The following is a 13,549-nucleotide window of genomic DNA, read 5'->3' on the forward strand; positions in this document are numbered from 1 at the left end:
TCTGTAGAGGTCTTAGGCTGCCGTGTGCCCGCATAGAACGCCAAGAGGCTCTTACCGGGGCCCCACCACAATGCTAAGCTTCTGAAACGACTGCAGAATCTTGCTGGCTCCGTAGCCCATCGCTTCATAAAACGGCATCGCTGCGGCATTATGCTCGTCTCCGGCTACCAGGATCCGGCTTACTTTGCGTGATTGGAAACGCTGCTCCATAGCGGATACCAGGGCTTTGCCGATCCCTCTTCTACGGTAATCAGGATGAATAGCAATGCGATAATAGCAGCCATGATTGCGCTCGATGGTCCCGATTAGGACACCGACAATTTCGCCGTCTTCCTCCGCAACCATGATCAGGTCGGAGTCCCAAGCAAGCTGCCTGGAGAAGGGCTCCATCGTGTTTTCGTAGCATTCTTCCGATAAAGCAATCTGTAATAGCTCGGTTACGGGGTTACAGTCACTCAACTGAAAGGAACGAACATGCATTTCAAAATCTCCCTTTTCGTTAGCATGATGCGGTTTACCCGGTTTACAAAGAACAAGTATTCCGTTTACGCAAACCTGACATTAATGTTTTACTACAAAAAACCCGAAAATCCTGTTTCCTTGTCCATTAAACCACAACTTTCTCCTAAATTCACGAGTTTTCTTCTGAAAGCGCTTCATTTGAAGCGTTTACATTTTACAACTTGGATAAAACTTCTTATATTTGTTAAAAGCATGTTAAAAATTCAAAGGAAAGGATTAGCTTGATATTAAGATTTATGCTATGGACAAGGAATTGAATCTCCTTGTTTTGAAGGATATAATTGACAGTCCGGCCTGGAGGGTGGTAGATTGGCGTAATACCCATTTTGAGGAATGGGTCTTATTTTAAGGAGTGGTTTCAATGCAATTGCCTTTACACGAACAATTCCTGGAACAAGCCAAGGCGAAGCTCAGCCAAGACCATCGACTGCTGGGTCTGCTTGCTGGCGGGTCCATGATGACGGGAACGATGGATGAATACAGCGATTTGGACCTCGTTATCGTGTATGACGCTGCTTACCTTAGTTCAATCATGGAGGAACGGATTCAAATTGCAGAAGGGCTAGGCCACTTGCTATCGGCCTTTACTGGAGAGCATGTCGGCGAACCCCGCTTGGTTATCTGCTTATATGGCCCGCAGCCGCTCCATGTCGATCTCAAATTCATCACCTCGGCGGAGCTTACAACGCGGATTGAGAATCCGCTCATCATATGGGAGCGAACGGGAGAGATCAGCTCGATCCTTCAAGCGACCTCCCCCTCGTATCCAACTCCCGATCCGCAATGGATGGAGGATCGCTTCTGGGTATGGATCCATTACGGCGCCGCAAAGCTGGGGAGAGGGGAGATCTTTGAGGCCATCGACCTGATCACCTTTATTCGCGGCACGGTATTAGGCCCATTGATCCTAATGCAAGAGGGACATTTGCCCAGAGGGGTCCGAAGGCTGGAGGAGCATGCAGAGAGCGAACTGGAGGAGCTTAAGCGAACCCTTCCTGTTCATGACGCCAACAGCTGCTACCATGCGTTGAAAACCACGATCCGCATGTACCAACGCTTGCGGCCAGCCTCGGATACCTTCATAGCCAGATCAGAAGCCGAGCAGATCTCTATTTCTTATTTGGAGCATATTTATGACACGATAATCAAAAATAGTTAATGCATAAATAGAAAAACGCGAGGAGGCTGTCCCAAAGGTCATTAGACCTGGAGCAGCCTCCTGGTATGTGTGGAAGAAGCCGCACATGCGAATCATCTCTTCGCCCGCCTGCTGCTCTTCCTGCTATGAATAGTCGGTCTTTCTTCCTATTGAAGAACCACGGTATCCCCCGGCTTCAGTCCGGACAGTACCTCGATTTTATCCAGCGTCTGCATGCCCGTCTCGATATCCTGCCGTTCAATATGACCGCCGCCCTTATCGACCATCACATAAGAGATGTCGCCTTCGGTCATAACAGCCAGCTTCGGCACGACAACCGCCTTCTCTTTGCGTTCGGTAACGATGTCTCCGGTCAAGGTCAGTCCGCCGATCAAACGGTCGTTTTTTGGCAGGGAGATGATCACTTTGAATTGCGGCGTCTGGGATGTCTGCTTTTCCTGGGAAGTCGTCTCCGCGAATTTGGCCACCTCTTCCACTTTTCCCTTCAGCTTCATGTCCTTAATGGAAGGCATTTTCACTTCAACCTCCATCCCCGGCTTAATGCTGAACACCTCGCTCTCCCCGACATAGGCAGCGAACCGAAGCGAGTTCAGATCAACGATTTTGCCGATATATTGATTGGCCGTCACCGACTGCGGCTGCTTCTGCGAATTGTCGAATAGAAAAATGCCCGCCGACGGCGCCCGGTATATCGATTGCTTCAGACGCTCATTCAATTCTGCGATCGTCTGAGCCTCGATCATCTCGTTGACCCCGTCCAGCTCACTGCTCAGCTTGGCGGTTTCCTGATCGGCCAGCAGCTTCAGGCGCTCTGCTTCCGTCGCTCCAACCGGGGCATTGTCCAAATCCTGATTGAGCGTGAACTCCTTCAGCTCCTGCTCCAGCTTCCGCTTCTTCCGCTCGGCCTCCTTCTGCTGTAGCTGCTGGTGAATGGTCTTCTGCTCTAGACTGAACAGCGTATCGCCTTTCTTGATCTGCTGCCCGTTCGCAACGTTCCAAGATTCCACCTTCGCCTCAAAAGGGGCGTATACATTCGTTTCCTTTCCATATTCCGAGGTACCCTTGACCTGCACAGTGGTCACGATCGTCTCCTCGGTGACAGGAAATGAAATCACCTGCGGCTCTTCCATCATGGGTATCGGCGCTTCCTTAGGCTTTACCTGTCCGTATCCCCAATAGCCGACCAAGCCGATGACCGCTGCAATAACCAACCATTTTATTATTTTTTTCATACCGTATATTAGCGTCCTTTCCGATCCGGTAGTCTCCTAATCCCGCTTGATCGCGAGCAGCGCATTGGTTCTGGCGGCGCTGATCGCCGGATAAATCCCTGAAAAAATCCCCGTCGTCACAGCGAATGCGATGCCGATCGGCAGCGTATTTGGGGTCACCTCAATCTGCAGCCCCGCCATGCCCGCGGAAGCCGTAATGAACGAATTCAGCCCATTAACGATAAAATAAGCGAATACGATACCGAGCAAGCCGCCAAGGAAACCTAGCAGGCTCGCTTCAACGATGAACATGACGCGGATCTGACCCGAATTCGCCCCGAGAACCTTCATGATGCCGATTTGCCGGCGGCGCTGATGCGTCGACATGGTCATGGCCACAATGATCGATATGGACGCCAGCAGCAGAATGAAGACGCCGACGCCGAGCGCAATCGCTTTGAAGGTATTCAGCTGGGAAGCGATCTGATCGCGCGCGGCCAAGTTGTCGCTGGCATTCAAGGCCAGCTTCGATATGAGCTCCTCCAGCTGCTGGATGTGCTGAAGATCATCCACCTTGACCGTTAACGTATCGTACGTCCGCTGTTTCATGGCGGCTCCATTATTGGAATTCAAGGTGTCATTCAGCCAATCCGCCGTTTCGAACGATACATAGGCCTGGCGGTCGTAGATGGCAAACTCGGCATTCTGCCCCTTCGGAACATCGAGCACGCCCCCGATATAAAGGCGCGGGCCGAGCGCTTTCTGTTCGCCTTCCATCCGCTCGGGCTGGATGCTCTTGCCCATCATATCCGTAATGGCGCTGTCGTACATATATAACTCTTCCCATATTTTCGGATTGTTGGGATCGCTGTTCATCATGTTCATCAATCTTTCGCTGGTCTCGGCATCCTTCCAGCCTGACGTTGCGCCATAGTTGAGCACCACCGCACCCATCTGATCCAGCGGCCCGCCCTGCGCGAAACGGTTGCCCTGCTCCTTAAGCTTCGTCAAATCAACGGCCATGATATTGATGCCGTCATGAACCAAATTATCGGAAGAGAGGAACCGGAAGTACCCCATCTGCTTGGCGGCAATGACCGACTTCACATGATGAAAGCCCTCAATCACTCGAACCTTGTCATCGGTCAATAGCCCCCGCTCCGCGCCAGGCCCGCTGCCTCCATCCGAAGAGCCGCCCGAGCCTTGAGGGGTTACCGTAATCTCATCCAGCTTCAAGCCGCCTATGATCTCCTTCTCCAGGTAGCTTTGGGCGCCGTTTCCGATGCTGATCGCTACAATGATCGCCGCACATCCGATCGATATCCCGGTCATGCACAGGGCCGTCACCACTTTGCGGCGCTTGATCTGGCCCCAGGCAAGCCGCATACTGTCTACAAATTTCAGCTTTCGTCACCTGCCTTCTCCGGCCCGGACGGGACGGCTTGCAGCTCTTGGGCAGCATCTGCCGGCTCGGGAGCTGCGGGTTCCTCGGAAGCTGCAGGTACGACGACTTCAGGCTGACGCGCCCCGGGCTCCTCGGTAACCGCGGGTGCGATGACTTCAGGCGAATGCATGGCTGGCTCCTCGCTAGCTGCGGGTGCAACGACTTCTGGCTTATGCACAACTGGCTCCTCGCAAGCAGCCAGTGCAATGACTTCAGGCTGACGCGGCGCTTCCGGTCCCGATCCTTCCCCCGGGGTGACGAGGTAGCCGTCGCGAAGCATGATCGTTTTCTTCATTTGAGCCGCCACTTCCATTTCATGCGTGACGATAACGAACGTCGTGTTCATCGATTGGTTGAGCGTCATCATGATGCGAAGAATCTCCTCTTCCGTCTTGGTGTCGAGGTTGCCGGTCGGCTCATCCGCAAAAATAACGGAAGGCTCCGTGATCAGCGACCGCGCGATGCTGACCCGCTGCTGCTGCCCTCCCGAGAGCTGGGAAGGATACATTTCGGCTTTATCGCCGATCCCCGTAATCTCCAGAAGCTCCATCGCTTTCTTGCGACGCTTCGATCTCGGGACGGATTGAAAGACGAGCGGAAGCTCTACATTCTCCCGCACCGTCAGCGTAGGGATCAATTCATAGGCTTGAAATATAAATCCGATATGCTTCCGCCGAAAGACGGCAAGCTTGTTCTCGCTATATTTGACGATATCCTGGCCGGCGATATAAATATGGCCCTCCGTCGGCTTCATGAGCCCGGCCATCAGGTTCAGCAGCGTGGATTTGCCCGAGCCCGAGCTGCCAAGAAGGGCGATCATCTCGCCTTCCTTGACCTCGAACTCGATATTATGAAGCACCTTTAATACCTCGCTGCCGTTTTTGAAGCTGTGCGATACATTTTCCAAACGCAACATGTTCGCCTTTCCTCTCCCTGGTCCTTGGTTTCCCTCTTACTCTTCCGGCGGCTCCACAACATTCGGATAGAACGTCACATTGTAGCTTTGAGTGCCGAGGGTGATCCGTTCATTCTGGAATTCGTCCGCGAGCGTCAGGGTAAACCATCCGCCTTTCAATTTTTTGTACTGCTCATCCGTCATTTCAAACGAAAGCGTCCTCGTGCCCGGAACCTGGATATCCGTCCCCGGCGTAAGGATGCGCTCCTGCGTCTGTCCCAGGGTGTCCTTGATCGTCAAAATCAGCTTGTGGCCGGCATCCGCAGCGGTAATGCTGTCGCTTCGCTTCACGTCCACCGTCACATTCATGGAGATGCTCGAGCTGCCCTCCTGCAAATGCCCCATCGCTTTCGTCACGGAAATGCTGTACGGATACCAGTCGAGCCCCGTCAGATTGGAGCTTGCGGCCGGACGAACCGGATTCAGCTGCATCTTCTTCACGCCGAGGACGCCGCTCACGTCTTTGCCCGGCTCGGCAAGCTTGCCCCCGGACATCGCAGTGCCCAAGGCAAGTCCCAGGCTTCCGGCCGTCCCCTTCGGCACTCTGGCCCAGAATACGACCGATTGTTTGCCTCCCGGCTGAATTGGCGTTTCCGGCTGCACGGTATCGGCCTCGTAAATTTTCCCGTCCGTACCTTGGAAATATCCTTTCAGCAAAGCCGCTTGTACCCGGCGCGCCTCCCCGCTGGTCAGCGTCAGTTCGGAATAAATGATATCCGAATCCGCTCCTTCGTAAATCAGCGTCCGTCTCTCCTGCGCTTCTGCCCGTTTCCCGGCCGTCGTGACGGTATACGGCTTCCCTTTCTCCAGCAGCTCAATCGACTGCGTATGTCCCGGCGTCGTCAGGGTAAGGAAAGGTGTCTTCACGCTTTCCTGCTGGGCAAACAGCTTGAAGCGAAGCGTGCGGATATCCTTCGTGTACGGAATTTTGGCCAGGACGGACACCTCAGTGGATGCTCCCGGCGCGATCAAGGAGCCCTGCTCCCCGGCAATGACCTCGGGACTTGCGAGTACGGTCTTTTCGTCCGCGGTGACATCCGCCTTCAGCTCAGGCAGCTGCAGGGCGTTCGTCTCATGGGTATTGCGCAATCGCAGTTTGGCTACAATAAGATCCGTATCCTGCCATGGCAGGCGCTGAATGGATTCCAGCGTGTAAGCAAACCCGCCGGCACTCTGGGGCGCATACTCTACCCCGATGGAGGACTGGCGTTCCGTTTGATAAGGTATGCTGAAGTAGGCCAAAGGCAGACTCGCTTTGCTTGGAGCATCCGAGCCTGTGCTTCCCCCCGGCTCCTCCTGACCCGCAGGCGGAGAAGGTGTGCGCTCATCTCCCGATGCTTCGATCATCTGCAGCTTCAAGCGGTCCTGCTTGAGCTCCATCGGCAGGGAGATTTCCATCGTTACGGTCTTCTCCTGCCCGGGCCGAAGCGTCAGCATCAGGCTCCCCGGATCTCCCGGCGCATAAGGATGATAGGAGCCCTCCGACGCCTTAATCGCATACTCATACGCCGGAATCTTGGCGGTTTTCTTCCCCTTGTTCTTGAAAGCCATCTCGATATTCCATATCCCCTGGTCCCCGGAAGAGCGAAGCGTGGCTTGACGGATTCTCGCTTCGACAGGCTGGCCGCTAATCGTCAGGGACTTGGCCGCACCTGCAGGCACGTCCCATTTAGGAGCGGTGGCAGCAGGCAGCCGGAACGAGCCTACAGGCAGGCTCAGCTTCAAGGCTTCATCGGTTTCCGTCCATAAAAAACGCAAGCCCGACGGTTTTAGATACGTTGGAACTTCTGTTATGTAATAGACCAGCTTCCGTTCTTTCGGCTGAATCGGTGTCCCCTCGGGCCCTGCCTCGCGCTGAAGCCGGAAGGAGCTGCCGCTCTTCGTGACCAGGAACGGGTCATAACCGCGGTCCGACCATGCGCTGCTGCCGTTATTCGTCATCGACATGCCTACCCTGGCGATGACTTTGCCGTCATATTTGATGATCTCCAGCGATTCCGATTTTACGGTAACCGGAGTTCCGCTCAGGCTCAGCTTTGCATTCACGCCTGAAGCAACCGCGGCTGAATAATTGGAAGGCAGCCTGTATGACCCGACACGCTCCAAATAGCCTTTAACCTTCGGATTCCATACGTCCATAGCAAGCTTCATGCCAGACAAGGAAGGGGTGTCCGTCTTGACGTAATAGGTTACGGTCAGGCTTTGACCCGGCTCGACCTTCTTCTTCGCAAGGTCTTTGGATATCGGATTGGCGGCCTTGACCGAACCTCCGGGAAGCACCGCTTTGGGGAAGTACGTGACGAGCCTGGCCGCGGCTTTTCCTCCATTTTTGTATTGGAGGGTAAATACGGCCACGCTGTCTCCGTTCTGCTGCCATACGTCGGCTTGCTCAAGCGTCGCCGTGACGCCGCCGCCAAGCTTCACACGCCAGTCGAGAGCCGGACTTTGGGCCGCAGCAGATCCGACAGCCTGCGATGACGCCGTCTTAGACGCAGCCGCATCGGCATGCGGCGCGGCCGCCAATGTTGCAGCCAGCAGAATGGCTGCCGCTGTGTACCTTTTTTTATTCATATTATGAAACTGCTCCTTTCCGCCCAAGCACCCCCGATCGATTCCAATCGACGGATTGTGATGGCTATACTAGAATAACGATAGATTCGCGGAGAAAGTTTGGACTGCCGTTCCAACGAACTTTCAGACTTTTCAAACATAAAAGTTGATTTAATCCCCCCAAACGGTTTAATATAAGTAGTGTAGCCTATGTTACATACTGCAGTGCCCGGATGATAAGGACTTCCTGAACAAGGACGGCCTTGATCATAACCAAAAAACTAATTTACAGGAGGTTTTCATTTATGGCATTCCAATTACCACCTCTTCCTTACGCAAACGACGCGCTCGAGCCTCACATCGACGCACAAACGATGGAGATCCATCACGATCGCCATCATAACACGTACGTTACCAACCTGAACGCTGCCCTGGAGAGCGCTCCAGAGCTTCAAGACAAATCCCTTGAAGAGCTGATTTCGAATCTGGACGCCGTTCCTGAAAGCATCCGCACGGCAGTCCGCAACAACGGCGGCGGCCATGCTAACCACTCCCTGTTCTGGGAAGTTATCGGACCAAACGGCGGCGGACAGCCTACCGGCGCTCTGGCTGAAGCGATCAACAACGAGCTCGGCGGCTTCGATAAATTCAAGGAAGACTTCACGAAAGCAGCTACAACCCGTTTCGGCAGCGGTTGGGCATGGCTCGTTGTGAAAGACGGCAAATTGGCCGTAACTAGCACACCGAACCAAGACAGCCCGCTCATGGAAGGTCAAACGCCTCTCCTCGGCCTTGACGTTTGGGAGCATGCTTACTACCTGAAATATCAAAACAAACGCCCTGATTACATCTCCGCATTCTGGAACGTTGTAAACTGGGAAGAAGTCGGCAAGCGTTACGAAAGCGCGAAGTAATCCAGCGTTCTCGCTCTAAGCGAAGCCGATTATAATAAGGAGCTGTCTCGCAAGCAGATCATTCTGCTGCGGGGCAGCTCTTCTTTATGTTGAATATAAAAAAAAGTGGAGTACAGGCGGGCTCACAAATGAGCAGCTGTTCTCCACTTTTTTAGTGTTTTTATCGAGGTGCGTTCAAGCAGATTGGCTGATCCTCTGCCTCCCTGGTCGATCAGCTTGAAGCTCCGGCGGACGGCTGGGACTCGTAGTGGAGAGCCTTGGACGGGACATAGGCCGCAATAAGCAGGATTATTGAGACCGCGCATGCCGCACCGGCACCGATGAGGCATACCGTCTGCAGGGACCAAAGATCTGCGGCAACGCCGAGCAGCAGCGTCAGCAAAATCTGCACGATTCCTTCCAATAAACGTGTCACGCTGCTGAAACGTCCCATGAGATCGATCGGAACCTGGTTTTGAAAAAACGTCATACAACCGGCATTCGCAAACGATGAGAAGAAGCCGAAAATGACAAATCCCGCTGCCGCCATCGCATATCCGTTCGAGGCATAGAACACGAAATAGCCGGCACTCGACAGCAGCGTTCCCGCTCCGATCAGCATGCGGACCGAAAGCCATTTTACGGTGAACGATGCCGCGGCGGAGCCTGCGAGGTACCCTGCCCCCGCAACGCTCACAAGCAAGCCATAATCCTCGTCACCCAGCTGAAGGACCTGCTTGATAAAAGTCGCTTCCTGCGAGTCCAGGGCGAAGCCCAGCAGCATCGCCGATTGGAACAAGATATAGATGAGCACAAAATAAGCCGCAGCCTTCCCGAAGTCAATCACGGCAATCCAATCCTGGACCAGCGTCTTCAAGGTCATGGCTGCCCGTTTGCCGGCCTTGCTCCCTTGTGCATCCACATCCGGCAGGAAATAAATCGCCAGCGCGCACAGGAAGAAGGAAACGGCGTTAATGATAATGCTGATGCGGATATCCGTGTATGCGATCAGGACGCCCGAGATAGCCGGACCCAGCAGAGCCGCGCCGGACGAGGCAAAGCTGGACCAGGCGTTAAAGGTTTTTCGCTGCTCAGCCGGGACGAGCTTCGTGACGTACGTAATTGAGGTTGGCCCGAAGAAGGCGCCCGCCACACTGATCAAAAACATGATCGTATAAATCCCCCACACCGACGTCATGAACGGGATCAAGGCGATGAGCCCGCCACGGATCACGTCCGTCACGATCATCAGCGTGCGCTTGTTGGCCCGGTCGATGATGCTCCCCGCCCAGGAATTGGTGAGCAGCGTAGCAAGCGGACGGATGATAAACAAGCCGGCCACTGCGGCCGGCGATCCCGTCATATTCAAGACAAGCAAATTGATTGCAACGAGATAAATCCAACTCCCCAAGTTCGAAACGCCGATTCCGGCGATATATAACAATGCATGTTTCCAGCTATGCAAGCAGCATCACAGCTCCATTTCGTCTTATCCTCTATCGCGAACCGGCACCATCCATCTTGGAGAAATAGGAAGAAAGGATGCGGATGAACACGTTCGGAAAGGCGTATCGCTCCATATCGCCGGCATCGATCCAGCGAAAATCGTTCGTCTCCCCCGCTTCATACGCAGCAGCGCTCTCAGCGGCCTGCAGCCCGCTGAGTGATTCCGGCTCCTCCTGCCATACACAGCGGTAGACGGACATCTTCCATTGGATATGGCTAAACGTATGCTCGGCATCCATGTAATGGCCGATCGGCCGTACCGGAACCCCTTCCGCAAGCAAGCCATCCGTAAGCCGGATGACCGCGGCCTTCTCAGAAGGCACCGCTACATTGGACGGCACCATGACAGTCTCCGAAGGCACCGTGGTCACCTCTGACCGCTCCGCGACTGCCTTGGAATGAACGGAAGCCGTATCTGATGCCACCGTACCCCCCTTGGTCGATACCGCGCTCAGACCGGACTGCTCCGTGGCTCCCTTGGTTGATACCGCGCTCGCACCGGAAGTCACTTCAATATGCGGAAGCTCCCACATCCCGGCAAGAAGCCCTGACGCCGGCCGTTTGCGGATCAGGATCTTCCCTTCGTGCACCCCGGTTCCTTCCACGATGGCTGCCAGTCGATGCTCGGGACGCGGAGGCTTTGCCTTCGTCTTAACGGGAAGCGACTCTTCCTTCCCTTCAAGCCTGCCTGCACAGTGCTCCATTACCGGACATACCAGGCATTTGGGGGATTTCGGCGTACAAATCAGCGCCCCGAGCTCCATTAGTGCCTGGGTAAAATCCGAAGCCCTCCCCTCCGGAACGAGCGTAAGCACCAGTTCCTCCATCCGGGTTCGTGTTTTTATCTTCATAATGTCATCTTCGATTAAAAAATACCGGGACAGCACCCGCATCACATTCCCGTCCACTGCTGCGGCGGGGATGTTGAACGCAATGCTGCGGATCGCGCCGGCCGTATACGGCCCGACGCCTTTTAGACCGGCGACTTCCTCCTTGCCGCTCGGCATGACCCCGCCGTACTGCTCCGTAATCTGCCTGGCAGCACTCTGCAGATTGCGGGCTCTAGAATAATACCCGAGGCCTTCCCAGCATTTCAACACGTCGTCTTCCGGCGCATCCGCCAGCGCCTCGATGGTCGGGAAGCGCTCAATAAACCGGTGGAAGTAAGGAATCACCGTATCCACCCTTGTCTGCTGCAGCATAATCTCGGATACCCATATATGATAGGGATCCCGGGATCTTCGCCAAGGCAGATCCCTTTTGTTAACGTCATACCAATCCAGCAGCTCGCTGCTGAAATATCTATCGTGATTGCGCTCTGTGTGCATGCTAGTCTATCTCCTTCTGTTATCCTTGCCTGATCCTTTCCACGACTGCGAACGCAGAGGCCAGCTCCGGCTGGTGGGAAATGGTCAAATGGATGGCGTAGTCGGCTGGATCGCCGATCGACAGACGGCTCCACGCTTCAGGAGACAGGCTGGCGATCGGCCGCCCGCCCGGATGCGGGAGCACTTCAATATCCCAGAAGCCGATGAGGCTTCCGATCCCGCAGCCGAAGGACTTCGATATCGCTTCCTTCGCCGCGAAGCGGCCGGCAACGAACTCGGTGCGCTTGGCGCCTTTCTGGAGCGCGATCTCCCGCTCTGCTTCGGTCAACACCCGTTCCACAAACTTCTCGCTATGCGGGCCGGTCATCAAAATTTCCACTCTCCGCATATCCAGCACATCATGTCCGATACCATAAATCACAATCGCTCGCGCCCCTTCTCTGATTTCTAGTCCGACCATTATTCTGCCTCAGACTATTGTATCAGTGCTTGTACCCCAAAAGCGAGATTTTCGTTGCACAATATGATTTATTGAAAAAAATTACCGTTCGAGCGTTTAAGGCCGGGTGCACAAATTAGGATCGATAGTAAACAAAACAGGGCTGACCCAGCAGTACATCTACTGATGGGTCAGCCCATTGAATGTGGGAGTGTAATAGAGAGTTAGTGCCCTGGGCGCTAAAAGGCCCAGGCTGCGCAGCAAGTCCCGAAAAAGGACTAGTTCGGGCTTTTCAGGCCCACAAGCCCGCTGCAAGTCCCCAAATGCTCTTCTGTCAAGAAAGTAGACACCTCTAAGCTAAGCTATACACTCGTAATAGCACTGCTCAAAACGCACCGGGGACATATACCCAATCGTACTGTTAGAACGTTTTCGGTTGTAAAAAAATTCAAGGTACCGGTACAGCTTCTGCCCGGCTTCCTCTTTTGTTTTAAACTTAGGTTTGCTGTAAATGAATTCTCGCTTTAGGATACTGTGAAACGCTTCAATACAGGCGTTGTCGTAGCAGTTTCCTTTGCGGCTCATACTGGGCTTCATGTTAAATTGCTTCAACTGTTCACGGTACTCTTTAGCGGCATATTGCGAACCGCGGTCGGAATGGTGAATCAATCCCTTCGGAGGCTTCTTAGCAGCATACGCCATCTTTAGGGCATCGAGGGTAAGGTCTGTGGTCATCCGATCGCTTAGCTTCCAACCGACGATTTGTTTGGTGTACAGATCCAGGATGCTCGCAAGGTAGAGTTTCCCTTGGCGGCAGGGGATGTACGTGATGTCAGCGACCCACTTTTCGTTGGGCTTTGTGGCTTTGAAATTTTGTTCCAACACGTTAGGGGCAATCGGGAGATCATGCTTGGAATCGGTCGTAACCACTCGGAACTTACGGGCCATGCATGAACGAAGGCCATGTTCGCGCATAATGAGGCCCACCGTACGTTCCGATACCGTCCATCCTTCCTTCACCAGCTCGTTTCGTATTCGGGGACTGCCGTAGGTTTCATCGGAGTCATAGAAGTGCCATTTCACACGTTCAGCCAGCGTTGCCTTACGTTTTTCCCGTTCAGAAGCTTCAGAGGTACGCCATTTGTAATAACCGCTCCGAGACACGTGAAAGAGAACGCACATCTTCTCCAATCGAAACTCGGAGCGATGATCTTCGATAAACTGGAACCTTAGTTCTTTTCTTTGCTGAAGATGTGCATGGCCTTTTTTAGGATCGCAATTTCTTCTCTCAAATCATCAATTTCGCGTTTCTGATCTTCGATAAGTTGGGTTTGCTGACGTAAGGTTTCCCCATGATTGACAGGCTCGTGCTCGAATGTTCGATACTTTTTGACCCAGTTGCGTAATGTGCCTGGATTAATGTTCAACTCATCGGCGATCTGCTCCAGCGTCTTCGACTGTTCTTGCACGTACTTTACGGTTTCACGCTTAAATGTCTCGTTATAATGCTGCCTGTTACCACTCATATTTTTGACACCCTTT

11 protein-coding genes and 1 pseudogene are annotated in these 13,549 nt (G+C 53.8%); 2 read left to right on the forward strand and 10 right to left on the reverse strand.

Annotated elements, in window-relative coordinates:
- Positions 1 to 51: 51 nt before the first annotated feature.
- Positions 52 to 480 carry a GNAT family N-acetyltransferase gene (locus NSQ46_RS26345; protein ID WP_007133060.1) on the reverse strand — a complete coding sequence of 143 codons (429 nt, stop codon included), beginning with the start codon at positions 478 to 480 and terminating at the stop codon, positions 52 to 54.
- A gap of 403 nt (positions 481 to 883) precedes the next feature.
- Between NSQ46_RS26345 and NSQ46_RS26350 the strand changes: the two genes are divergently transcribed.
- Complete coding sequence (locus NSQ46_RS26350; protein ID WP_007133061.1) at positions 884 to 1,681, forward strand: nucleotidyltransferase domain-containing protein; 798 nt, start codon at positions 884 to 886, stop codon at positions 1,679 to 1,681.
- A gap of 146 nt (positions 1,682 to 1,827) precedes the next feature.
- On the opposite strand, the gene NSQ46_RS26355 is transcribed toward NSQ46_RS26350, so the two are convergent.
- The 4 genes and pseudogenes from NSQ46_RS26355 to NSQ46_RS26370 all read right to left on the reverse strand — a co-directional run bounded on the left by NSQ46_RS26355 (position 1,828) and on the right by NSQ46_RS26370 (position 7,862).
- Complete coding sequence (locus NSQ46_RS26355; RefSeq protein ID WP_007133063.1) at positions 1,828 to 2,913, reverse strand: efflux RND transporter periplasmic adaptor subunit; 1,086 nt, start codon at positions 2,911 to 2,913, stop codon at positions 1,828 to 1,830.
- 36 nt (positions 2,914 to 2,949) lie between these two features.
- Positions 2,950 to 4,278 (reverse strand): ABC transporter permease, encoded by a 1,329-nt coding sequence (locus NSQ46_RS26360; protein WP_007133064.1) that lies wholly within the window; start codon positions 4,276 to 4,278, stop codon positions 2,950 to 2,952.
- 314 nt (positions 4,279 to 4,592) lie between these two features.
- Positions 4,593 to 5,252 (reverse strand): annotated as a pseudogene (locus NSQ46_RS26365) (ABC transporter ATP-binding protein); the annotation flags it as partial.
- A 36-nt stretch (positions 5,253 to 5,288) separates the two neighbouring features.
- Positions 5,289 to 7,862 (reverse strand): hypothetical protein, encoded by a 2,574-nt coding sequence (locus NSQ46_RS26370; protein ID WP_007133066.1) that lies wholly within the window; start codon positions 7,860 to 7,862, stop codon positions 5,289 to 5,291.
- Between the two features lie 284 nt (positions 7,863 to 8,146).
- On the opposite strand from NSQ46_RS26370, the gene NSQ46_RS26375 reads away from it, so the two are divergent.
- Positions 8,147 to 8,755, forward strand: a complete 609-nt coding sequence (locus tag NSQ46_RS26375; protein ID WP_007133067.1) for a superoxide dismutase — start codon at positions 8,147 to 8,149, stop codon at positions 8,753 to 8,755.
- Positions 8,756 to 8,966: 211 nt separating this feature from the next.
- Here the strand turns inward: NSQ46_RS26375 and NSQ46_RS26380 are convergent, their stop codons facing one another.
- The 5 genes from NSQ46_RS26380 to NSQ46_RS26400 form a co-directional block, all read right to left on the reverse strand.
- On the reverse strand, positions 8,967 to 10,199 hold the full coding sequence (locus NSQ46_RS26380; RefSeq protein ID WP_007133068.1) for an MFS transporter: 1,233 nt from the start codon (positions 10,197 to 10,199) through the stop codon (positions 8,967 to 8,969).
- A 31-nt stretch (positions 10,200 to 10,230) separates the two neighbouring features.
- Positions 10,231 to 11,568, reverse strand: a complete 1,338-nt coding sequence (mutY, locus tag NSQ46_RS26385) for an A/G-specific adenine glycosylase (RefSeq protein WP_007133069.1) — start codon at positions 11,566 to 11,568, stop codon at positions 10,231 to 10,233.
- Between the two features lie 19 nt (positions 11,569 to 11,587).
- A complete protein-coding gene (gene acpS, locus NSQ46_RS26390) occupies positions 11,588 to 11,989 on the reverse strand; it encodes a holo-ACP synthase (protein WP_028406117.1) in 402 nt (133 codons plus the stop codon).
- Positions 11,990 to 12,364: 375 nt separating this feature from the next.
- Positions 12,365 to 13,225, reverse strand: a complete 861-nt coding sequence (locus tag NSQ46_RS26395; RefSeq protein ID WP_244152709.1) for an IS3 family transposase — start codon at positions 13,223 to 13,225, stop codon at positions 12,365 to 12,367.
- A gap of 11 nt (positions 13,226 to 13,236) precedes the next feature.
- Complete coding sequence (locus tag NSQ46_RS26400) at positions 13,237 to 13,533, reverse strand: transposase (protein ID WP_007131733.1); 297 nt, start codon at positions 13,531 to 13,533, stop codon at positions 13,237 to 13,239.
- Between the last annotated feature and the right edge of the window lie 16 nt (positions 13,534 to 13,549).

This window comes from Paenibacillus sp. FSL M8-0142 (genome assembly GCF_038597315.1).
GTDB classification, from domain to species: Bacteria; Bacillota; Bacilli; order Paenibacillales; family Paenibacillaceae; genus Paenibacillus_AQ; species Paenibacillus_AQ lactis.